This is a genomic window from Streptomyces sp. NPDC007983, from assembly GCF_042958345.1.
Taxonomy (GTDB): domain Bacteria; phylum Actinomycetota; class Actinomycetes; order Streptomycetales; family Streptomycetaceae; genus Streptomyces.
Window position 1 is genome coordinate 1 of the sequence record NZ_JBIBJI010000038.1, and the last position, 21,226, is coordinate 21,226.

Annotated in this window: 13 protein-coding genes; 3 read left to right on the forward strand and 10 right to left on the reverse strand. The window is 67.4% G+C overall.

Annotated elements, in window-relative coordinates; genetic code table 11:
- Nucleotides 1–927: 927 nt before the first annotated feature.
- Nucleotides 928–1,059, forward strand: a complete 132-nt coding sequence (locus ACFZCY_RS43920) for a hypothetical protein (RefSeq protein WP_391187185.1) — start codon at nucleotides 928–930, stop codon at nucleotides 1,057–1,059.
- Between the two features lie 2,641 nt (nucleotides 1,060–3,700).
- Here the strand turns inward: ACFZCY_RS43920 and ACFZCY_RS43925 are convergent.
- From ACFZCY_RS43925 to ACFZCY_RS43955, 7 genes are all read right to left on the reverse strand, one after another.
- Complete coding sequence (locus tag ACFZCY_RS43925; protein ID WP_391187187.1) at nucleotides 3,701–4,273, reverse strand: HutD family protein; 573 nt, start codon at nucleotides 4,271–4,273, stop codon at nucleotides 3,701–3,703.
- A 1,487-nt stretch (nucleotides 4,274–5,760) separates the two neighbouring features.
- Nucleotides 5,761–8,511: an RNaseH domain-containing protein gene (locus ACFZCY_RS43930; RefSeq protein ID WP_391187189.1), complete on the reverse strand. Its 2,751-nt coding sequence runs from the start codon at nucleotides 8,509–8,511 to the stop codon at nucleotides 5,761–5,763.
- On the reverse strand, nucleotides 8,508–11,414 hold the full coding sequence (locus ACFZCY_RS43935; protein ID WP_391187191.1) for a hypothetical protein: 2,907 nt from the start codon (nucleotides 11,412–11,414) through the stop codon (nucleotides 8,508–8,510). Before ACFZCY_RS43935 ends, ACFZCY_RS43930 begins: the two co-directional genes overlap by 4 nt.
- Nucleotides 11,411–12,610 (reverse strand): hypothetical protein, encoded by a 1,200-nt coding sequence (locus ACFZCY_RS43940; protein ID WP_391187193.1) that lies wholly within the window; start codon nucleotides 12,608–12,610, stop codon nucleotides 11,411–11,413. Before ACFZCY_RS43940 ends, ACFZCY_RS43935 begins: the two co-directional genes overlap by 4 nt.
- Nucleotides 12,611–13,629: 1,019 nt before the next feature.
- Nucleotides 13,630–14,154: a sigma-70 family RNA polymerase sigma factor gene (locus ACFZCY_RS43945; protein ID WP_391187195.1), complete on the reverse strand. Its 525-nt coding sequence runs from the start codon at nucleotides 14,152–14,154 to the stop codon at nucleotides 13,630–13,632.
- Nucleotides 14,151–14,432: a hypothetical protein gene (locus ACFZCY_RS43950; protein ID WP_391187198.1), complete on the reverse strand. Its 282-nt coding sequence runs from the start codon at nucleotides 14,430–14,432 to the stop codon at nucleotides 14,151–14,153. The genes ACFZCY_RS43945 and ACFZCY_RS43950 overlap by 4 nt, the downstream gene beginning before the upstream one ends.
- Before the next feature lie 413 nt (nucleotides 14,433–14,845).
- Entirely contained in the window at nucleotides 14,846–14,992 is a 147-nt protein-coding gene (locus ACFZCY_RS43955) for a hypothetical protein (RefSeq protein ID WP_391187200.1), read from the reverse strand.
- A 225-nt stretch (nucleotides 14,993–15,217) separates the two neighbouring features.
- Here ACFZCY_RS43955 and ACFZCY_RS43960 point away from each other — a divergent pair, with 225 nt between their 5' ends.
- Nucleotides 15,218–15,577 (forward strand): hypothetical protein, encoded by a 360-nt coding sequence (locus tag ACFZCY_RS43960; RefSeq protein WP_391187202.1) that lies wholly within the window; start codon nucleotides 15,218–15,220, stop codon nucleotides 15,575–15,577.
- A 306-nt stretch (nucleotides 15,578–15,883) separates the two neighbouring features.
- Here ACFZCY_RS43960 and ACFZCY_RS43965 read toward each other — a convergent pair whose 3' ends face one another.
- Complete coding sequence (locus ACFZCY_RS43965) at nucleotides 15,884–16,429, reverse strand: GNAT family N-acetyltransferase (protein WP_391187204.1); 546 nt, start codon at nucleotides 16,427–16,429, stop codon at nucleotides 15,884–15,886.
- A 224-nt stretch (nucleotides 16,430–16,653) separates the two neighbouring features.
- Here ACFZCY_RS43965 and ACFZCY_RS43970 point away from each other — a divergent pair, with 224 nt between their 5' ends.
- On the forward strand, nucleotides 16,654–17,175 hold the full coding sequence (locus ACFZCY_RS43970; protein WP_391187206.1) for an ATP-binding protein: 522 nt from the start codon (nucleotides 16,654–16,656) through the stop codon (nucleotides 17,173–17,175).
- Between the two features lie 450 nt (nucleotides 17,176–17,625).
- On the opposite strand, the gene ACFZCY_RS43975 is transcribed toward ACFZCY_RS43970, so the two are convergent.
- Nucleotides 17,626–18,720 carry a hypothetical protein gene (locus ACFZCY_RS43975; RefSeq protein ID WP_391187208.1) on the reverse strand — a complete coding sequence of 365 codons (1,095 nt, stop codon included), beginning with the start codon at nucleotides 18,718–18,720 and terminating at the stop codon, nucleotides 17,626–17,628.
- A gap of 352 nt (nucleotides 18,721–19,072) precedes the next feature.
- A complete protein-coding gene (locus ACFZCY_RS43980) occupies nucleotides 19,073–21,226 on the reverse strand; it encodes a glycerophosphodiester phosphodiesterase family protein (RefSeq protein WP_391187210.1) in 2,154 nt (717 codons plus the stop codon).

Genomic DNA, 21,226 nt, shown 5'->3' on the forward strand with positions numbered 1-21,226 from the left:
CGGGAGGCACAAATGCCTCTGAAGGAATTTCTGACGAAATTCCACGCCGGAATTCGCCATGACGGCGAATTCTCTGTGGTTTATGCCGGGCCGCTGACGCGGCCCTTATTTGTCGAGTGAATTTTCTGACGAAAATTCAAGGTTGGAATTGGATTCGGAGTTCATGTTTTTGCCTGACGGCAAAAAGCTTTCAGTTTTGTTTTTGACGGCGGCTTAGGTATTAAAAAGACGTGAGGTTTATTGGAAGGTTTCTTTTTCGGCCTTGCGGCCGAATTAATGTCGTCGTTGGGATAGTTTTTGTTGTGATGTCATTCCTGGCGGAATGACGTTGCTTTGGTGTCTTGTGGGTTAGTGGGCGGGAGGCGCCTGCCGGCGCCCGTGGTGTCACGGGTTCTCTTCTCTGTCCGGGGCCTGGCGGCCCACCGGGGCGGGGTGTCCTGGGACTGGGTAACCGGCGCCTGTCGGCGCCGGGGTGATGTGTCTCAACTCCCGTAGTTATGAAGGTACTTGGGTTAGTTGTCTGACCCTTTGTCGGGGCTCGGAGCGGGCGAGTTCTACCTCGGTGTGGTGTGCGCGGCGGCAGGCTGGTGTGCCCTAACAGGCAGGGACAGGGGTCTTCATGGTGCTCTGAGCGAAGAGGGGTGCACGCCTGACGGCGTGGCAGTTGTGGAGAGCACATCCTGCATGCGGCCATGGACACCTGGCGGGGCTGCCCTGGCAGCTACGCTCCCAGCCGGGGGGCTCTGGGTGGTGTGCTCCAAAGTCGGGGGCACGTGCTGGTGTTGCTGCCTTCTCCATACTCCAATCGTGCTGCCACGTCCGGCCCGTGCCTGACAGCACGCTCTCGTGCACACGCCCCTGGGTACCGTTCTGGGTGACGAGGGTGCCCCTCTTGTAGTTCTCGTTTCCTGGGAGGAGCTCGCCGAGGTGCGGCGACTGCGGGACCAGGCTGACATCACCGAAGCCGACCACCGCAAGGCCGCCGATGGGCCGTTCGTGACGCACGAGGCATTCGTGGCCGAGCTGGGTGCCGAGGACGCGCAGGCAGCTGCTCCGTGATGTGCACGGTGGTGTGTCAGTCACAAGCCCACTGCCAAGCTCTCATGCGCAGTGGGCCACCGGCCGAGGCACACCGCCGTTCGAAGGCACGCCCCGGCGCAGGATGCCTGGCCACTTCGCAGGCACAGGTAGCTCCAGCCCGATGTCCTCTCGCCTGTTCTGAGCCCCGCCGGCGGCGTCCACCGGGAAGACGCCCGCTCGCGCTGTCGACCGCGGAGGCTCGAGGACACTGGGCTGCTGAGATCAACGCTGACGCCATCGGCCGTACGCCACGGTGGCAGCTAAGCAGTCCGGCTGCGATCCGGAATATGCCTACGGTGACCGCACAGTCTTCTTTCACATATGCCTGGTATTTCGGCAGCAGGCCCTGTAGCTTCCCCGCCGAGGAAAGCCCTGAGCCACGACTGCCTGGTCGGTGTTCCGGGTGCCAGTGCTGAGGGGGGACCGTGAATTGAGCACAGGAACAGTACGGCCACGTCATCTTTCTAGATCAGCTTCCTCGGAGACAGCAGACTGCGCTCGTCGAATCGCGGCTAGATATCGTGTGCTGGTGGCCGCGGCAGGTAGTTTTGAGGTGACTTGCAAATGGTGGATCTTGAGGGTTTCCCTCCGGGGCCGGTGGTTGGTCCCAGCGTATCTCTGAAGCCTGATGGTAGGGAGCCGGGCAGGGCAGGCCCTGAACGCACAGGCACATTCTTTTCACTTCCCATCTCAAGGGCTTAGCGAGGTTTCGGAAGAAACTGTTTGGGGCGGTGACTTTGTGGGTGACAGGTGGGTTGTCTTTGCGGGATACACCCGCTGGATGTTTTCCGTTTTATGGACGGTCGGGATACCAGGAGGATAGGCGCAGGAAAGGATGGAGCATGTGGTGGGCAGGGCGGAGGCTCAGGAGGCGGCGAGGGCAAGGGCGGTTGTGAGGCGCCAGGAGAAGCACGGCGCCAACGGCTGATCGAGCGTCTGGCGACGCTCGGCGTGGCCGCGTCGGCAGCGCAGGTGGAGCGGTGCCGTGCGGCGAGCCCGCTGCCCGGACACGAGCGGCAGCTGCTGGCGCGCGGCTCGGTGTCGGTGTCGGTGTCTCCGAGGAGATCGTTGCCATCACCGCGGCCCTGGGCCGGCATGCACGGCCGGGGCGGGAGCCGCGCTAGACGATGCTCGCCTGGTATGCCTGGCCTGCCGGGGAAAGCCGCGGTGCCGAAGCCTCCGTGATCGGCCGTACGGGAGTTCCAGGGCGCAGCGGCTGGCCGTGGGCGGCGAGGAGGTCCTGGATGCCTTCTGCGCAGGGCTGGGCAGGGGTTGGGGCATAGCCTGGTCGGGCCACCGCACCCCGCCAAGATCCGGCGTCTGCTCGAAGCCCCTGGCGCCGAGCTGGAGCGCAGTGAGGAACTCCGACGGCAGCGCGGGACAATGCGCCTGGCCGCGGCCGTCGGCATACGCGCCAGCGAGACCCTCGTCGACGCGGTCGCAAAGAAGGCGCGGCAGGGCCGAGGATGACGGCACCCTCGACCGCTGGATCCAGGCCGGAGCCGTTGGCCCTCTGACCCGTCTTCAGGCGGCCAGTGCCGAAAAGATGGCCGCCGCGCGCGCCGTGGCCCAGCTGCTCGCCGGGATCAGCACCCTGTACCTGATGCACGGGCCCGAGCATGCGGCCCTGGTCGCCGCGGTAGGCGCGCTGGTGCTGCCCCAGTAGCCGTCGGCACGGGTTCACTTACAGCAGACTGGCAGGAACGCGTACCCGCAAGAGCACGTGGTGCCCCGGGTCCTCGCCAGCGCGGCGGATATGAGTGAGCCGGTCCTCAGAATGCTTGCGTTACTACGCGACGACGTGCTCAGTCAGCAGTTGGCGAACCGTCTCGCCCCCAGGACATTCCCGCCGGGCCATGACGGTGGTCAGGGCAGATACGGCGCAGAGCACGAGGCGCACGTCGGTCTCTGCGTTACCGGACGCCTGGCTCCGCCCATTCCGCCTCCCCGAGAGCCTCCTCGATCTGCATGCCGCTGACGCTACCGCCGCAGGGCACGACACCCCGCGTCTCTGCTAGAAGACCGTGCAGCTGGCCCGGTTGGCACCGTACCTGTGGGCAGCAAGCAGCGGCAGGCCTGCCATCAGCGTGACGGCAGCGTGCAAGGCGGACTGCGGGCCCGGAAGGTCAAGGCCTGCCCGCCAGCCGTGGTCGGTGATGCCCCGGCAGAGAGGCCACATTCTGGGGCACCACGCGGTTCGGAGCCGGGCTCCTGCAAAAGCCCGGACGAACGGCTGCGGACCGGAACTTCTGACTCGGGCCAACATCGATTCCAAGACGTGGGGGCGCAGCGCTGCCTGGGATAGCAAGGGGAAACCAGCTCCCGGCTCTATAAAGCCAGGCGCGCGACCGGTTTGGAGGTCGTACGGCGCAGCGCTGGCTTCATTCACTTCAAGCAACAGCGTTTGTCCCTCGGTTTGGGCGGCGGTCTGCTGGGCCGCGCCGCCGCCGACGCGCTCCTCGGCGTTGTGAATATTGACGAGAAATGACGTCACGGCGAGTGGAGAGAGTCATCCTCGGTGCCACGAAAACGGACTGCGTTGCCCATGGCCCGAGGAAGCCGGGGCCCGCCGACTGCCGCTGTCCGCGACCCGCGCCGGTGGGGCAACCGGCCCGCCGGATCAGTCCGCACCGCGGTCGGCGACGGTGACCAGTGCGAGAACCCCGTCGACGTCGATGTCGTCGGCGTCCCCTTCGGCGAGCAGTGCGGCGTCCAGGCGGTCGAGGCGGACGGACTCCCGGCCGAGGGCGGCCGACCCGTGAAGGACCACTGCGAGCACGCAGGTTCCGGCTTCCGGCCGCACCGCGAAGCGGTCGCGCATGATCCGGACCCCCGCCATCGCATCGGCGCGCCGCACCATGACGTTGAAGTCGACGATCGGGCCACCGAGCAACTCGCACTCCGTTTCGGAGTCACCGCAGAAGACGAACGGCTCGTACGGTGCGGCCATCTCGTGCGTAGTGCCGTCGACCGTCAGGGTCATGCCGGGACCGTCGACGACGGTGATGATCCTGTCCACGCCCTCGAAGACGGAGAACGGTCCGCTCTGCGCGACATCGGCGATGCTGACGCGCCAGACGAAATCGCCGGTCCCCGCCCCCTCGGGGCGGGCGGCCACCTCGGAGGTGACGCCTCCGCCGTTCTTCCACGGCGAGGGTGTTCTGTCCTGCGCCCGCAGAACCTGCAGTGCCATGCGCTTTCCTTCCGGATCGGACGGCTGCGGAGCCCGTTCCCCCGGCTCGGCGGCCCGGACAAGAGGAGAGGACCCGCGGGCCGGGCGGCGAACCCCCGACCTTGAGGCCCTCGACACAGCACCGTACGCGACGACCTCCGACGCCTCGCAGAAGCCAGGACGCGGGGAGGCTAGCCAGCGCAAGCAAGTTGTCCGCCTCGAAGGACCAGTGAACCGTCCGATCGACGGCAGCGAACACCTTCCGCACCTGGGCAAGGGGCTCCCGCTCTTCCTACTCCCGCAGAATCCACCCGATCATTTCGAGATCCCTCTCCGACCCACAGGACTCCAGAACGCGGAGAGCTGAGCCTCGCTTCACGGCCGTGCCGGTGGGGGCGGCTCGAATTTTTCCCGAGCCGCAGAAAAACTCAGGAACCCCTCGGCGTTCATCACGAAGAAATTGATTGGATTTGGTTTCTGATCACGTAGTGATTCCCTTCTGTGTTTTTCTGGGGTGTGACCTCATGCGGCGGAGGTGGCACGGGCAGCAGACCAGCCGTCAGGGGCGTCCCGCTGCCCGTATGCGCTCCTGGCGAACCGGTGCCACGCTCCTCCGCCTCTGCGCCGGTCGGCGCTCGGGCCAACAGGTAATCGCTCAACTCCCTTGCGGCGCCTGGCTGTTCGCGGCCAGCGTACAGGCCGCGACGGCCTCAGTAAGGCATGGGACGGTGCAGGTCGGGCTTCCTGCGCTCCTTGCCTCTCCCGCCTACGGGGAAGGTGGGAGAGGCAAGGAGCGCGGCTTCGGCGAAGGTGACGGCTCGGTGGGCAGGTCCGGGAGTTCCCGCCGGGCGGCGCAGAGCCCCAGGCCATCACACGGCGGGGCAGGGCACCCAGGATTCAACCTGCTCTCCGTGCGGGGCCATTGCGGCGCGCGATGCGAGTAGCAGCTCGGCGCGCTGCGGCGGCGGTCTCGTCGCGGACGCGGAGCCGGCCTGCTACGCCTGACGCCGAGGCAGCACTTCCAGTTCCGAGGCCTCATGTGGGCGTTCGAGGGCGCGATGGAGCCGCGCTGTGTCCGCCCACGTATCGGCAGCAGTGTCGGACACAGCAGCTCAAGTGCTCGGCGCGGCACGGGAAGCGCATGCCCAGTTCCGATAGCGAGGTGGCGCAGGCGGAGTCAACGCCCCTGTGGGGCCCGGCCGCGGCGGGCTGCAGAGGTGCGGGGCGTGAGTGGTTCCCGGTCTGCCCGGCTCAGGCGTGTACGGGGCGCCCACCGCGAGCTGTTCCTGCCGGCAGCAAGGCGCTTTCGCGCGGCATCTGCGCGAACAGCTTCGACCGCACCTCTTGCAGCAACACCGGGTGCCCGCCCGGCGTGAACCACACTCAGGCTGCCAGGTCACCCGCCGCTGCCGGGGCCAACTGTCGGCGGGGTCTCACATCGATACATCCGAACAAGATTCGAACAGAAGCGCTTGAATTCAAGCGCTTCTGTTCGAATCTTGTTCGGGCTAACTGTCCGGGGCTTGGGCTGCCGACGTGGGGTCTTGGGGCTCTTCGCAGCTGCGCCGGTAGTAGGGGTGGTTGGTGTCGATCTGTCTTGCCAGCCGGAGGGGGGTGGGCTCGGTTTGCCGGCCGTCCCAGCTGACGCCCTGGTTGATGAGCACGACGCCCGCCTTTCCGATGAGGTCAGCATCGGCGTTCTCTGCGGTGGGGATCGTGGTGAGGCGCACGGCTGTGTGTGCGTAGCCGTTCTTCCCCTGCCGTTTGGCGGCTTCCGGGGCGAAGCGTGAGAAGTCGGAGCCGAATCGGCCGGGAGGTCCGGCGGCCCAGGGGCGGGGCACGGTGGTGAGGAGGAAGTCGGGGACGTAACCTGTGCCGTCGTCGGACACCAGCTGGTATGGGCTTTCGGTGGTTTTGGTCCGGCACCATTGGTCATTCTTGCTCCAAACATACGCGCCGGTTGGTCGTCCGATGCGTTCGAGGTCGGTGATGGTGCGGACGACGGCGAGTGGCCGTTGGGCTGGGGGGAATCCGTGACCGGGCAGCCAGGAGGCGGGGCGGGGCAGGTCTGCGGGGGGCTGTTGTCCGAGGTTCTCGTCCCGCAGGCCGGCCCAGATGTATTCGGTGGTGTCGCCGTCGACGTAGAGGACCATGGGGCCAGGCAGGGGGAGTTGGGTGCGTGCGGCGATGAGCGCGGCTTCGGTGATCTGCGCTGCGGCCGACGCCTGGTGGCTCTCGTCGCCGATGGTGGAGAGGCCCGAGACGTCGAATCCGAGGTGGACTGAGTGGACGGCCAGTCGCGTGTGTCGGTAGGGCTCCCACTGTGAGGTGACCGCCGAGTAGGCCCACACGGTCCACGGCTCGTTGGGGCCTGCGACGGGACGGATGGCCGTGAGTGTGATGGTCACGGGCGCGGGTTTGGTGTTTCGCCGACCGTACGGGCGGGGCTGGGCGTGCCGGCGGATGTGGATGCCGATGTGCCACCAGGGGTGCAGCGGCAGTTTGCCGAACGCGGTGCCGAGGCGGTGGTCGACAATTCCAAGGCCGCGGGCCATGTCACGGAGTGCGTACTCCGTTGAGCTGGTCAGCCCGCTCTCCCGTGCTTCGGTCGCCTTCTTGATGAAGTACGGCGAGCATGGTTCGCCGTTTTTCTTGAGCGTGGGCACGGGCGGCGGGGCTTGCTTGATGTACTGCGAGCTGATGCCGAGCCGGGCCAGTGCTTGTTTGGAGGGCCACTTGCCGTCCTCGGCCTCTGCCTTCTGTTTCTCCTGGGGTGTGGGGTACTTGCGGTGGGGGTCCCATTCCGTCTCGCAGAGGGCGGTGATGACCTGCTCTTCTCTTTGGAAGGGGGCGAGGAGTTCGGCGAGCTGTTGTTGCCGGTGCTCTGCGGTGGCCGGGCCGTGCGCGAGGGCGCCTGCCTTGTCCTGCAGGAAGAGCACGTCGACGCGGCCGGGGATGACGTCATGCTTCACGGTTCCGTCGAAGGCGACGAAGGTGTCGCCCAGGTGCCACTGGCGTGCGATCTCGCGCTGCACCCGTGAGCGGACTTCGTCGGTGTGGTAGAGCACCACCAGGAGCAGATGGCCGATGCTGGCGGCGTCCATGGCGGAGGGCAGGTGCTGGGGAAGGATCGGGCCGCTGGTGCGCACCCCGGTATTGGTCGTGGGGACCGACAGGCCCGGCACTTCGATGTACAGAGGGGAGGACTCCTGATAGGGCTCGCAGTGCTCCTCGATGTGCGCCTCGATCCGGCGGAACATCTCCATACCGTGTCCGCGGCCCAGACCGGGTGTGATGACGCTCTCGGGGGCCACGGCGCGCACCGCGCCCAGCTCGGCCGTGGCCGCGATGAGGTTCTCCTCCAGGGCCTCGGGGAAAGGCGGCACCCGGTGGATCAGACGTGGCAATCCGGCCAGTCGCCGGCTGGCGGCCACGGCGGGCACGTTGAGTCGGCGCTTCCAGGGCGGTCCGTCGGTGTAGGCGGTGACGGCGAGGGACTGATCGGGGTTGGAGAGCAGGACCGTAGCGACCTTGTACCAGCGGTCGGCCAGCAAGGTGGTGACGGCGTTGACGGTGATGGCATGGCGTGTGGAGTGCCCGGTAGCCGCGGTGCCGATCTTGATGCGGGGAAGGAGCCGGCGTACCCGCCCTTCCGTGTCCGGGGCGCTGGGCAGTTCGTGGCCGGTGGCGGCGAGGGTGCCATCGGTGCACAGCACGAAACGGGCCGGTTTCTCCGCGCCGAGTTGCCAGTTGATGGCGGCCAGGTCCTCGGCCAGGCGCCAGCGGGCCAGTTCTCCCGGCCACCATCGCGGGGAACGCCGTCCGGCCACGGAGCGGGGCAGGTCGGGATAGGGCAGGGCCGGCGCGGCGGCGATCGCATCGGCCAGCCGCTGGATGGCTGTGCGTCCCGGCTCGTCGGAGAGGACGGCCTCGCCCCAGTAGAGGAAGACGTCTCTGCGGTCCTCGCTGGACATCTCGGCGCCGGTGAGCAGCTGTGCCCGTCCGTCGCTGACGTCCCAGCGTGCCCACGTTCCCAGTACGGCGCGCAGGATGGCTTCCAGTGAGCGGTAGGGCGGCTGGACGTCCTGCTTGGTATCCCCCACCCGCTTCTTGTAGGCGCGGCACAGGCCGTCCCACAGTTCGAGGGCGACCGGGCCGGGTCGGTAGGCGAAGACGGTGCCCAGGACTTTCGGATGGGTGCGGTACTGCAGCAGACCCGCGCGTTTGCGGTGTTCGTCGCCGGCGGGACACACGGTCATGCGGCCGCTCCGAAGTGGTCGGGGTACCCCTTGCGCAGCCCGGTGAGCAGGTGGGGGGCTTGGGCGTATTGCAGGAACTCCTCGGCGGTGTAGCCGTAGGTGCGGCCGGTGCCGGCGAGTTCCTTGGGGGTGTAGCTCTCGTAGAGTTCGCGCACCAGGGTGGGCAGGTCGGTGCCCCAGGTGGTGTCGTGAAAGGCGCCGTCGATGAGGTGGAGTTCGACGTGGGTCTGTCCACGTCGGCCGCGTCCGGCGAGCTGGATGCACTGGCCGAGGACCGTTGCGATCAGCTCGCAGCGCAGGTCCTCGGGGAGCGCGGTGAAGCGCTTGGGGGCGGCGAGGATGGCCCACAGGCGTGTGCGGGCCGTTTTGCGGATGGCGGCCAGGCGGGCAGCGGGGGTGCTGTGGGGGCGCGGCGTGGAGCGCCAGGCGCAGGCGGCGACGCTGGCGGACAGGGCGGCGGGTTCGTCGACCGGCATCACCGGGCGGATGGCGAGACCGATCAGGGTGATGGCCGATTCGCGTTTGCCTGAGGGCGCGGTGGTGAGGATGTTCAGGCCTCGTTCGGTGCGTGGCAGCGGGGAGATGAGCACATCACCGCACCGGTCGGCGAGCTGGGAGAACTGGTCGCGGGTGACCAGGGTGACGGCGTCGGGTACCGAGGGCAGGTCGGGGTGGTGTTTGTCCGGGGTGGCCACGAAGATTTTCAGCTTCCGGCCGAGCGTGAGAGCGGCTTCGTACAGGGCGGCGGCGAAGAGGCGGGCCTGGCGGTAGGAGTTGACGGCGATCAGTGCGCGGGCCCGGTGGGCGGTGGCGGCGTCGCTCGCCAGGCGTTGGAGGTCCTTCACGAGGGCCGGTGCGTATCCGCGCGCGAGGGCGGATACATGCAGGTCGCGCTCGTGGTAGGGCGTGCTGCCCACGGCCAGTGGGAGGTGGTCGATGACGGGGGTGCTGCGGAAGATGCTCAGTCCGCCGGGCTGGTCGTCGGGCATGGCCCATTGCGGTTCGGCCAGCAGATGGGTGCGTGCGGCGCGCGGCAGGTATCCCGTGGCCGACATCCCCAGCACCACCCGGCGGTGGCCAGCTAGCGCCAGGGACACGATGTCGCCCAGGTAGGCGGTCTCGGTGTGGGGGTCACCGCGGAGGACTTCCATGAGCAGGCGCGGCTTGGCGGTGGGGTCGTCCAGGCCCTCGAACCGGAAGCCGCTGATCTGCTGTCCCAGCGGTCCGAAGGGCACGACGTTTCCGGTGTCGCGGTGGCCGACGGTGTCGGCGAGGGTGGAGGCGCCGTCGATGGCGTGCCCGGCGAGTTCGCCCGCTCGGTCGGCGAGATCGAACACGGTGTGGTTCAGCGCGCTCAACGGGCCGGCGGCCAGCGCCCGGGCCTGGCCCGTTTCGGTGCAGATTTCGCCGCTGCTGACGAGGTCGAGCAGTTGCTCGGCGAGCCACACGGCTCTGGTGAGTGATCCGCGCGAGTCCACCCGCAGGCGTGCGGGGGCGCGGTGCAGGTTGTCGCGGACCTTGCGCAGGGCGGTGTTGGGTTCGCTGACCGATGCCAGTATCAGGCTCTGTGAGGCTTCGAAGCCCTTGGACTGGTAGGCGTCGACCTCGTCGATGATCACCAGGTGTGTGCGGCGCAAGAGCAGCTCGCGCACGCTCATCTGCCGGCGCAGTTCGCCGTCGACCAGGACCGGGATCTTGACCATGCCGCGCTGGAAACAGGCATGCGTGGTGACGATGATCTGGGCGGAGCATGCGGCGCGGATGTGCGAGAACTTCTCGCACCGGTTCACGTACGGGCACAGTGCCGCCCCTTGTGGCCCGGTGGGGTCGGTGTGGTGCAGGGTCGTGCAGGGTTCCTGGCCGTCGGCGAACGCGTCGTGTCCGTCCAGATGGGCTTTGGCCGCGCAGCCGTAGCCGGCCTCGGCCAGCCGCTGCCTGAGCTCGTTCGGCATCTGCGACAGGGGTGTGTGCTCGTCCACGGACTTGTGGGCGGTCTGCAGGGTGAACTCGTGCCGGCTGCCTGGTGCGATCAGCGGGGTCACCGACACCTTGAGCTGCAGTGCTGCCAGCTCCCGGCGCAGCGTGGCCACCTCGCCGAAGACATCGGCATTGTCGCTGACCAGCAGAGCGACGGTGTGGCCGTCGCGGGCCAGCTGCTTGGCCTGGGCGCGGGCGAAGACGTTCTTGCCCACCCCGGTCGGTGCGCTCAGATGACGCATCAGTCCCGGGTCCATCAAGACCGCGGAGTGCGGCGGTTCTTTGCCCCGCCCCATCGTGCCGCGCAGCAGGATACCGACCTGGTGTTCGCGGAAGGCGGGGCCTGTCATGGCGTTGTCCGCCTCGCGGGTGAGCCATCCCAGCAGGTTCGGGTCGACGTGGATCGGCCCGGTGGCGTCCACGGTGGTCACCATGGGGGGCGCGTAGTCCACTGTGCCGGTCTCGAAGGCGAGCTGGACCGGTCCTCGGGGGCTGGCGGCCGCCCAGGTGCCGCCGGTGGCCACCTGGAGGCGCACTGTGCGCTGTTCGGGCACCAGCAGCCGGTCGGCCGACTCCAGTGGGTGCTGCCCGTGGCGCGGGTAGACCTCCACCATGCGCCCGTCCGCGCGGGCGCCGGGCGCGTAGCGTTGCACGACGGGGTCTTCCCACTGCTGGTCGAACCCCTTGCGTACCCGCCGCTGCAGCGAGGTCAGGTCGGTCTCACCGCGCGAGCGCTGGGCGACGAGCCGGCCGATGCGCTGCTGCTCTTCATAGGTCAGGCGGTCCCACTCCGGCCAGATGCGCGCTGCCTGCCCGGACAGCAGGACGTGGGCATCCTCGAGGCGGACTACCGTCCGGCCCTCGGCGTCCTTCGCCGGAAAGTAGTGCTCGGCTAGGGCGAGCGCGGCACTCACCACGCGGCTCATGCTCTGCTCACCTCGCCGATCAGGGATACGTCCGTCATTACCCGGGCGCCGTGCGGTCCCAGCACCTTGACGAGGAGCCCCGTGTATCCGCCCAGGTGCTCGGGGATGACCACGATCAGCCCGGCACAGCCCTCGGGGTCCCCCCGCATCCGTTCGGCGATCCCCTGCGGATCCGCCCACGTCTTGACATCGACACGCCAGGTGACGCCGTTCTTCGTGATGTGCAGGTCGTAGCTGTCGCCGTACGGCCACAGGCGCACGTCCGCGCCGGCCTTCTCGGCGCGCTCTTTCAACTCGATTTCCAGCAGGCCCGGCAGGACGATCCACTGCCACAGTCCGTAGGACAGCGCGACGTGTCCTTCCACCGGCTGCAGCTTCGGCATTGCGCGGATCTCTCCGCCTGCGGGGGCGAGCCGCCACTGTCCGTCCTGCAGCGACATCCTGAACCGGGCGCCACGCTCCACATGCCGGCTGTCCTCGCACCGCAGATCAGCAGCCTGGCGCCCCCGGGGAACGGCGCGCAGGGTCCACTGGCAGAACGGGCACCAGGCCCACCATCCGGCGAACTGCCGCATCGGCGAGATGGCCGTGTACACCCCGAGGTCGACCAGGTGCGCATGCCGGGCGAGGGCGCGCCGTGCCATCACGGGCCTGGTGACCAGGGCTTTGCGGCCCTCGGTGTAGGCGGCGAAGCCGGCCTGCTGGAGCGCCCGAAACACCGCATGCTGCACTGCCTCGGCTGTGATGCGCGAGAGCCGGGCGCCTGTCGGCAGCTTGCCCAGAGCCCGCAGCACGCTGTGCAGGTGGCGCAGGTCCGCGCCCATCCCGGGCACCTCCTGGGCCTGCTCCGAGGCCTCCATCGCCAACCGGGTCAAGACCGGTGTGGCTGTGCCGTCGTCCTCGAGTAGGCGCACGTCCCACAGCTTCGACCATGAGCCCGGCCCGGGCAGCAGCTCGCCGACCGGGGCCTTGCACAATCGTTCCAGGAAGTCGGAGAAGGATGCGCCTTTGCCGTGTACGCCCCACGCGCGCATGAAGCGTCCGTGACACTCCATCAGCAGTCGAGCCCGTGCGCGCGCCTCCCCTTGCGGCGTGCACCACGTTATGGCCGCGATGACACACGCCTCCAAGGCGATGCGTTGGTCCGGGTCCAGCTCGTCGACCTCGGCAGGCACGACATCGGTGGAAGCAAGCACAGAAGGAGGTCCTCGTCCTCAAAGGGGCCGTCAGGCTGGTCACATCTATCCCATTATGGAGAAGAAGATCACTGTTAGGCGGCTTCGCCACGTTCAGTGCGGGCGAGGACGTCAGCGGCCGACCGGCCGGGGAAGCCAGCGCTCCCGTCGGCAGAAGGGCAACGGCGATGCGGCGACGACTTGCACATCTGCTCCCAGCCTCAACCAATGTGGCGGCCGCCCCGGAGCCGGGGGGCCGCCACATCAACGAGTCGTCAGAGCTCTCAGGCGTGAGAACTTCGTGTGCCTCTTCCTATACAAGCTCTCCTGTCTGCAGGCATGCCGAAAGGCGCGTCACCATCAGCAACGCCGTCCATCAGTCATCTGACCGGGTTGCGCTAGGTACCTTTCGATCTCGTGCACCATGCGCGCCGTTTCTTCCGGCAGGCATAGTTTCTGGACCTGGGACGATGGGCCTGGTTCCTGTCGTGAGACTGGGAGGTCCGGTCCATGCTCGCGGATACTCACTGTCAGGAGAGCTGGCAATGATGACCGGTAGAAGTCACAGAAAACCGCGAGGCGTGGTTCTGCATAAGTCACGCAATCGGCTCCGTATGTCTCCGCGTCTAGGATTTCGAGGTAGTCTTGCGCATCCTCGTCACCCATACTCGCTGCTCTTTCCCACCAGAAACGTGCGTCTTCATCCCGGTCCAGGTATTCCCAGAGCTCCGCGATTCTCCTGGTTTCCTCAGCCGTTGTCGCTGATTTGGCCTCGTTCATCAGCAAAGACGCCAGTTCGCAGACCGCTTCGTTCCTGCTGGACCCGTATGGTGATCGGTGCTCACTTGTTCCTGTGGGCACTGCCGGATGCGGGCAGGGGGCGGGGGCCGGGGGCCAGCCCGAAAGCTGGCCCCCCTCCGCCTGTACCGAGTCTTCAGGTGTCCGGGCGCTCCTGGAAACGGCCTGCTCAGAGCGCTCGAGCAGCAACAGCATGGCGAAGAGCCGGATGGCACTGCGGTCGTCCGACTGGTCCCAGACGCTCATGCCGTTACCTCCTCCCTGAGCTCGATAATGGCCTTCTGTAGATTTTTGGTCGCTGCGTGAATGTATCGCTTCACCGACTCCTCCTTAAGTCCCAGGCGCTCCCCCGCGTATGCGGGGCTGAGGTCCTGCAAAATGCAAAGGACAATCACCTGGCGCTGCCGGTCGGGAAGTTTAGAGATCAGTTCATCAATACCCTCTTTGACTATTTCGTAAGCTGCGTCGGGAATTCCGAAGGCGGACGGCTGCTCTGGAAGCTCCTGATGAGGAGCAGTGATCAGGCGCCGGTTCTTGCGGAATTGGTCGATCACTGCGTTCTTGACCGCAGTGCGGCCGTAAGCGATGAGCGAGCCCTGCCGGGCTGACAGCTTCGTCCATGACTGGAACATCTTCAGATAGACGGCCTGCACAGCGTCCTCAGCGCTGTGCAGGTCGTCCGCCTCGGCCCGGGCCGCGCGGAAGAAGATCGCGCTGGTTTCGAGGACGAACGCCTCGAAGTCCATGCCGGGTTCGGCCTCGCTCACGCAGCCTCCCGGGAGGCGACGGCCCGCTGGCCCATCTCGGCATGCTTGTAGAACAGCCAGGACGGCTGCCCCTCCTCGAAGCATGCCGCCGCCCCGCCTTCAGGCAGCGAGGCGGCCATCGCGACCATCGTGGCGCGCTGCTCGCGCTCCGCCCGGGCCTCAAGGTGCGCCTTCAGATACATCTCGGCGATGCTCTTGGCGCGGCGCAGCGCGTAGAGCAGCAGGAACAGCACCGGGACTGAAGCCCCACCCGCCCCCACCCAGTCCAGCCAAGTCACAGACCGGCCTCCCATCATGACGACTCGTTGAATGAAGGCTTGCGCCTTCATCTCCTACACGGGCGAGAGGGCCCGAATCCGGATACCGATCGCCGACTTTTTTCACACCGCCCCCTCCCGCTCCTTGAAACAGGCCATGACCTGGAGCAACGCCGGTCACACGGCTCAGTGGACGGCGGGCACCAGCACTGGGCGAGGCGTCCGCCACCGATGTGGCGTCGAGCCTTGAGGAGCCGACCGGCACCATTTGGCGCGCCGGCGTCGCCCGCGGCCTGATTCAGGCCCGCACGCTCCTCTCCGCCCGGGAAACTGCCGAGCCGCCTGCTGATGTCTGATCTTTCGGGCAGAAGCGTCTCGCCCGGCCCGGGCGGCCACGAGGGGCCGCTTGCGCCGGCCGGGCGGTGGCCTCCCTTCTATGTCTGGTGGGTGAGGTGGAAGGTGAGGTCATCGTGGGTGAGGGTGAGGGTGAAATCGATCCCGCTCTCGAGGATGCTCAGGACATCGTTGTGGGCTTCGGCGGGGATCCGGGCAGCGTTCTCACCGTTGTCGGTGACCGTCAAGGTCGCCGATGTCCGTCAGGATCGCCCCGCCGCAGAGGCGCCGCGGTGGGCCGCAAGCCTCAAGCGTTAGGGCACGTAGGCGCAGCGCTGCCACAAGGCCCAGCGTGCCCGATCGTGGTACGCGCCGCCGACCACCGGCACAATCAAGATTCGCCCCTGGTTCTCCCACACCCGTTCCAGCACGCTGCCACCACAGCAACCGAACCCACACGAAAGCAGGCACACATGCGCAAGACACGCACCGCCCTCACCGTCCTCGCCCTCTCGGCCGCAGCGCTGACAGGCACGACCACCGGCGCCGCCGCCACCGACAACTACTCAACCAGCCGCGCAGCCGCGGCTCCGTGCACCGTGCCCGACGCGTTCTGCGCCACCAGCGGCAGCGGCGACCAGCTCGTCCTACACTGCGGCGAGTCCGCATTAGTGCCTTGGAGCGGCGCCGGATACTGGGACAACCGCCTTCCCGGAGGCGGCATAGTCAAGATGTTCGACTACCACGGCTCCGTGAACCATGTCGCGCCCGCCGACTCCGGTCCCACCGAGATCAACTGGAGTCTCGTCTGGGCGCTGCGTGCCTACTGCTGACACCTGCTCGACGCGCGGCGCGTGCGAGAGCACTGCGAAGTCAGCAGGAGCCGCGCAGAACCCTGCGACATGGGCCGGAGGCGGCGCCGAAGCCTTCGAAATGCAGGGCGCCGCCTCGCGGTGCGAGCCTGGCGGCTTCGACGGTGTACAGCGGCCCCACCAAGACGTCCCAGCCAGCCCTGGTTGGCGACTCCGTGATGGAACGTGGAGCCGACGGCGCCAGCTTCAAGCTCGGTGTGAGCTGGTCGCCCTAAGGGTTGTCCCGTGATCGCTGGTCACGCGTCGCCAAGACGCCCTCACGCTGGCTTAGGGCCACCGGGGTCGCCACTGGCCGTCGCTGCGCAGGTCCTGGATGCACCAGTCGAGCCGTGTTCCGCCCTCGACGTGCGTGTGCTTGCCGGGGATAAATCCCGCCCGCCGGGCGACTGCGGCAGATGCGGTGTTCCGCGGCTCTACTCGGATCACCGCCTCCTTCCCGCCCTCCGCTGCCGCATGTCGGGAGACCAACAGGACCGCTCGGGTGGCCAGGCCACACCCTCTCCAGGACGGGTAGAGGCCATAGGCGACATTCACCTGGCTGGGAGCCAAGCCCTCTGCTGCGAACCGCAGGTCGATCGTCCCCGGGAGCACCTCGTCAGCGCCTACCCTGATACCGAAAGCGCAGAGCGACCCGGCGGTCTCCCACTGTTCCCGGCAGTGCCGGATGTAGGCTTCGACGCCTTCCCGTGTGCCGGGACCGCCGCTGAGCCAACGAACCAGCGGCTCATCCTCCCCCGCGAGGTGCGCCTCCGCATCGTCCAAGCGCAGCGGGGACAGGGTGATGATCCCGTCGGACAGCTTCACTTCCTGCATCTGGCGATTCTTGGCGTCAGGGCTGGGTAGTGCCATCGAATTCCGCGGGGCATCACGCAACACCACTCCATCACAGGGGATGATCTCGGGGTGGCTGGTGCTCCTTGGGCGCAGGCCCGAGCTCCAGCGCTTGGTGGTTGGCGCCACCCTGAGAAACGCCGAAGCCGTACCGGATTTCTGCCGTGCCCGTTTCCGCGGCCCGCGCAGCGCTAGCATCGGGCCCCGTGATCGTATGGCTCAACGGCACCCACGGTGCAGGCAAGACAACGACCAGTGCACTCGTGCAGCCACTGATCCCGGATTCACGGGTGTTCGACGCCGAGAAGGTCGGCGAGACACTCATGGACATCACGCCAGGGCTGCCTGAGACGGATAACTTCCAGCACTGGCCGCCGTGGCGGCCACTCGTCGTCGAGACCGCCCGCCGCGTACTGGACTACACCGGGGGCACTCTGGTGATGCCCATGACAATCCTGGTTGAGCAGTACTGGCGCGAGATCAGCACGGGCCTCGCCCAACATGCCATCCCGGTACGGCACTTCGTCCTCCACGCTGACCAGGAGACCCTCCGCGGGCGCATCGAGGGGGACACGCTTCTTGGCCCCTCCCCATTCCGTCTCAAATACATCGAGCCCTACGCCGAAGCGGCCCGCACCTGGCTACACGACGAAGCCGAGGTCATCGACACCACACACCTCACGCCCGCCCAGGCCGCCCTGCAAATCGCAGAGGCCCTCAACAGCTGAGATCGACCCCGCCACGCGCAGGTAGCGACAAAGAACGACCTTCGGTGTCAAGCAGTGCGAACAGACTCAACCACAGGCCCAGGTCAGTCCAACCGCGGTGTCCTCTACCACGGGCGCAGGGATTCTTCGGCGTGGAAACGCATCGCCCGTTCGCCCCTGGCCCGGGCAGGATGCTCTCTGTGAACCATGTACTGTGCGGACTCGCCGCCAGCGCGGCCCTTCGGCCGTTGAGCGCGGAACTGTCCAGCGTGGTTCTGCGTACCGGGGCGTGGCTGACTCAGCGCGCTCGATGTCGCGATCGGCGTCGTCTACTGGCTGGCGCTCGTGCACGTCGCCGCCCGGCTACGCGCGGCGCTCGGCCGACCGGCCTGGCGCCGGTGCTGGGAGCGGACCGGCGGCTGGAGGGTCATCGCCCTCGGGATCGAGGTGGCCGCCACCGAGTGACGCCCGCTAGGACCGCGTCGCCCTCCCGCACTCGTCCCCGGAGGACTCGCCCCGCCCGACCGGCGCGCTGCGGTCGTACGGGTCGACCTCCGCGCCGGCCTCGTCCGCCCGACGGTCCGCGCCGAAGGGCGGGGTGAAGTAGCCCGTGGGAGCGCCGCAGCCACCGTTGGTCACGTCGTACTTGTACGAGACGATCGAGAACGTGCCCGGCTCGGTGATCACCTTGTCAGGGTCGTCCCAGCTCAGGACCAGCTCGCGCCGGACGATCGTGCGCACGATCTCGCCGTCGCCGCCCGCGCCCGCGCGGGTGACCGGGTAGACGAAGGTGACGTCGGCGGTCACCTGGAGCGCGCCGCGCTCGCCCTCCCGGTAGGTGAGCCGGCCCCGGGTCTTCACGACATCGCCGACCAGGTGGGTGCGGGAGGGCTGGAAGCGGCTGAAGAGGAGGAGGGGATCGTTCTCCTCACTCGGGGTACGGAAAGCGGTTCTCAGAAGGTCTTGGACGTCCTTCTGGTGCGGGTTGATCAGTGCGATCGCCTTCTCGGGGCGCTCGCCCCGCAGCACCCCGCGGTCCAGGCCGGACGCGACGAGGAAGTCCCGGCTGCGGGCGAGGGCCCGCTCGACCTCGGCGACGCTCATCCAGCCGACCGCCCCGGCCTTCGGCACGGTGATCCCCGCCGCTCCGCTCGCCCAGCCCGCCGCCGGCGAGCCGCGGAACGGCTCCTGCACGGTGGGGCGTTGGCCCGCCTCCGCCAGGGGCGCCTGGGTCGGGCGGGCGGTCTCGGCCGCCGACGGCGGGGAGCCGGCGCCGGCGAACAGGTCCACTATCCGCCCCGGCGCGAGCGCCACCACCAGCAGCACCAGCGAGGCCAGCAGCCCGGCCACGTACCAGCCCGTGCGCCGCTCGGGCCGCGCGGGCGAATAGCTGCGCCAGCCCTCCGGGCCGCGGCCCGGCTCCGCGCGCAGCCGCTTCGCCACGTCGCGGGCCCGCGCCGACGGCTCCTTGGGCGCGTCGGCGGCACCCGCCACCGACTCGCGCAGAAAACGCTCCCACTCCTCGTCCGACCTGGACGATCCGTCCGCATCCGTACCCGCACCCATCCCCAACCCCCTGGCAATCAGCAGACCGCGACCCACTCCCCTGGGACGCGTCCGCATAATGACACAGAGCGCTGACAGCGAGGCCGACTGGGCGGACGGTGTGGGCGCTGCCACCCGGACAGGCGCTTCTGCCGCTTGCGCACGATCTTCGGTTCGAAGGTGCTGTCCCGGTCGCGGGGCACAAATATCATCGTTTGCATTCGTTCGCATGTATGGGGGAAGACCTTGACAATTGGGGAATCGGCGACGGCGTCTCGACCTTGTTGAAGATGGGCTTGACCGTCTCGGCGACTCTGCCACCGCTGCGGGTCATGAGCGCGAGGACTGCATCCGGTCTCGGCGTGTATGCCTCTCAATCGGTTTGGCTTCCGCCGATACAGGAGGAGTTTCGCCACTGAAGGTACTGGGGTGTGCGGTTTGTGATAATGCCGTCGACGCCCCATGAAACAGAGGACTGCCAATCGCTCTGGTCATCAACCGTCCAGACGAATACCTCAATGCCTGCGGACTTCAGCTTGCCGATCTTCTCCACCTGGTCCGAGATTTCCTTGAATTTCACGGCGTAGGCGTCGAGGGAGTACTCGCGGGCCGTGGCCACGGGGTCGGCGTCGACGTTGGAACGGAGCAAGCCCACGCGCGTCCGGTAGGGCGAGACGGTCACATCTTTGACTATGTTTTCGTCAAAGGACTGCACAAGCGTGCGCGGTGCCATGCCGGTCTCGTGCACCATGCGGAGAGCAAAGTCGACTTCCTCGGAGGATTGTGGGCCCTTGATCTCCAGGAGAAGTTGCACGGACTGTACCTTGGGAGAGTTCAGTACTTGCTGGAGGGTGGGAACCCGTCCCCCTCCTTTTACCGTGAGGCGCGCTATTTCTGCGGCCGTCAGCTGGTCGACTCTCCCCGTGCCGTCGGTGGTTCTGTCTACGGTCGCGTCATGGAGGATGACCGGCTGCTTGTCCTTGGTGAACTGCACGTCGGTCTCCACCCAGTCCGCCCCGCCATCGACCGCGGCCTCCAGCGAGGCCATCGTGTTCTCCGGCGCCAACTCGGGTGCTCCGCGGTGGCCTATGGCATCCGGAACGAGACAGGGGCCGTCGGCGTCCTGTTCGGATATGCGGACGTCGTCGATGGTTCCGCTGAGGTGCTCATGCCACGCGTTGTTGTAGTAGAGACGGCCGAACTGCAGACCACCTCGTGCCCGCCAGGGGGTAGTGAAGGTCGCTTGGGGCTGCGGTTCGCTGTTGACGAAGAGCTGGATCGTCCTGGCTTCCCTGTTGTACACGCCCGTCAGCTGCGTCCAGGTTCCCGCCACCGCCGTTGTGTCGCTCATGGAGCGGATGATCTGGGTGCCGTCGGTGTCACTGGCATGGCGGTTGAAGACCCACTTGTCGTAGGTCTTGGAGTAGTAGAGCTGGAATCCGCTGGCGTGGTTTCCGGCCTGGGAGAGGAACGTGTAGTTCTCCTTCTTGTCGTCCAGCTTCACCCAAGCCGACACGGAGAACGACTTCGTCGTGTCCAGCATGGGGGCGGACGTGGCGGCGTAGCCGGAGGAGCCATCCAGGTGCAGCGCCGTGCCCACCTTCCCCGCGGCGCCGAGCTCGGCGCCACGGCCTGCCAGTCTGCCGACGGGGCCGGCGCCGAGACCACCGCTGATTCGCGGGCTGCCCGGCTTCTCGTCGAGCGGGAAGGCTGCCAGCTGCTGGAGGTGGTCCGGTATCTCACCGCTTTCCAGGGCCGCGGCATCGGTTGCCGACACAGGGGACTGCACGAGCCAGACGTCGTCGATGGCGCCGTGCGCGTTCTCGCCCCAGGCTCCCTTGTAGCGCAGTCGGCCAAGCTGCAGACCTGCCTCGGCTCGCCAGGGTGTCGTGAACTTCTCCGACTGCTGGAGCTGCCCGTTCACGAACAGGGACAACTCTTGGTCTTCCGCGCTGTAGGAACCTGTGAGGTGCGTCCATGTGCCGGCTTTGGCCGCGTCCTTGCTCATGGAGCGGATGAGTTGGGTGGTGTCGGTATCGTTGGTGTGGCGGTTGAAGACCCACTTGTCGTAGGTCTTGGAGTAGTAGAGCTGGAATCCGCTGGCGTGGTTTCCGGCCTGGGAGAGGAACGTGTAGTTCTCCTTCTTGTCGTCCAGCTTCACCCAAGCCGACACGGAGAACGACTTCGTCGTGTCCAGCATGGGGGCGGACGTGGCGGCGTAGCCGGAGGAGCCATCCAGGTGCAGCGCCGTGCCCACCTTCCCCGCGGCGCCGAGCTCGGCGCCCGCAGCCACTGAAGCAGTGAATTCTTGGGGTTGGCCTCCGCTTACCTGCCGGGATGTCACTTCCTCGTCTATCTGGAAGTGTGCCTTCTCGACCAGTTTCGGGCCGGTGGGAGGCAGCGGTTCTCGCCCGATGCCGGGAGAAGCGAAAGTGGCCGGGGCCCCGATGCCCAGCAGGGTGACTGCCAGAGCCGGAGTCAGCAGGGCGTAAGCGCGCTCGCGGCCGAGCCGCATCAGACGTCTCAT

Coding starts and splice junctions, on each gene's coding strand:
- ACFZCY_RS43930 (WP_391187189.1), bottom strand. CDS start 8,511: ATGACCGTGTGTCCCGCCGGCGACGAACACCGCAAACGCGCGGGTCTG.
- ACFZCY_RS43960 (WP_391187202.1), top strand. CDS start 15,218: ATGCGCAAGACACGCACCGCCCTCACCGTCCTCGCCCTCTCGGCCGCA.
- ACFZCY_RS43975 (WP_391187208.1), bottom strand. CDS start 18,720: ATGGGTGCGGGTACGGATGCGGACGGATCGTCCAGGTCGGACGAGGAG.
- ACFZCY_RS43980 (WP_391187210.1), bottom strand. CDS start 21,226: ATGAGACGTCTGATGCGGCTCGGCCGCGAGCGCGCTTACGCCCTGCTG.
- ACFZCY_RS43965 (WP_391187204.1), bottom strand. CDS start 16,429: ATGCAGGAAGTGAAGCTGTCCGACGGGATCATCACCCTGTCCCCGCTG.
- ACFZCY_RS43925 (WP_391187187.1), bottom strand. CDS start 4,273: ATGGCACTGCAGGTTCTGCGGGCGCAGGACAGAACACCCTCGCCGTGG.
- ACFZCY_RS43935 (WP_391187191.1), bottom strand. CDS start 11,414: ATGAGCCGCGTGGTGAGTGCCGCGCTCGCCCTAGCCGAGCACTACTTT.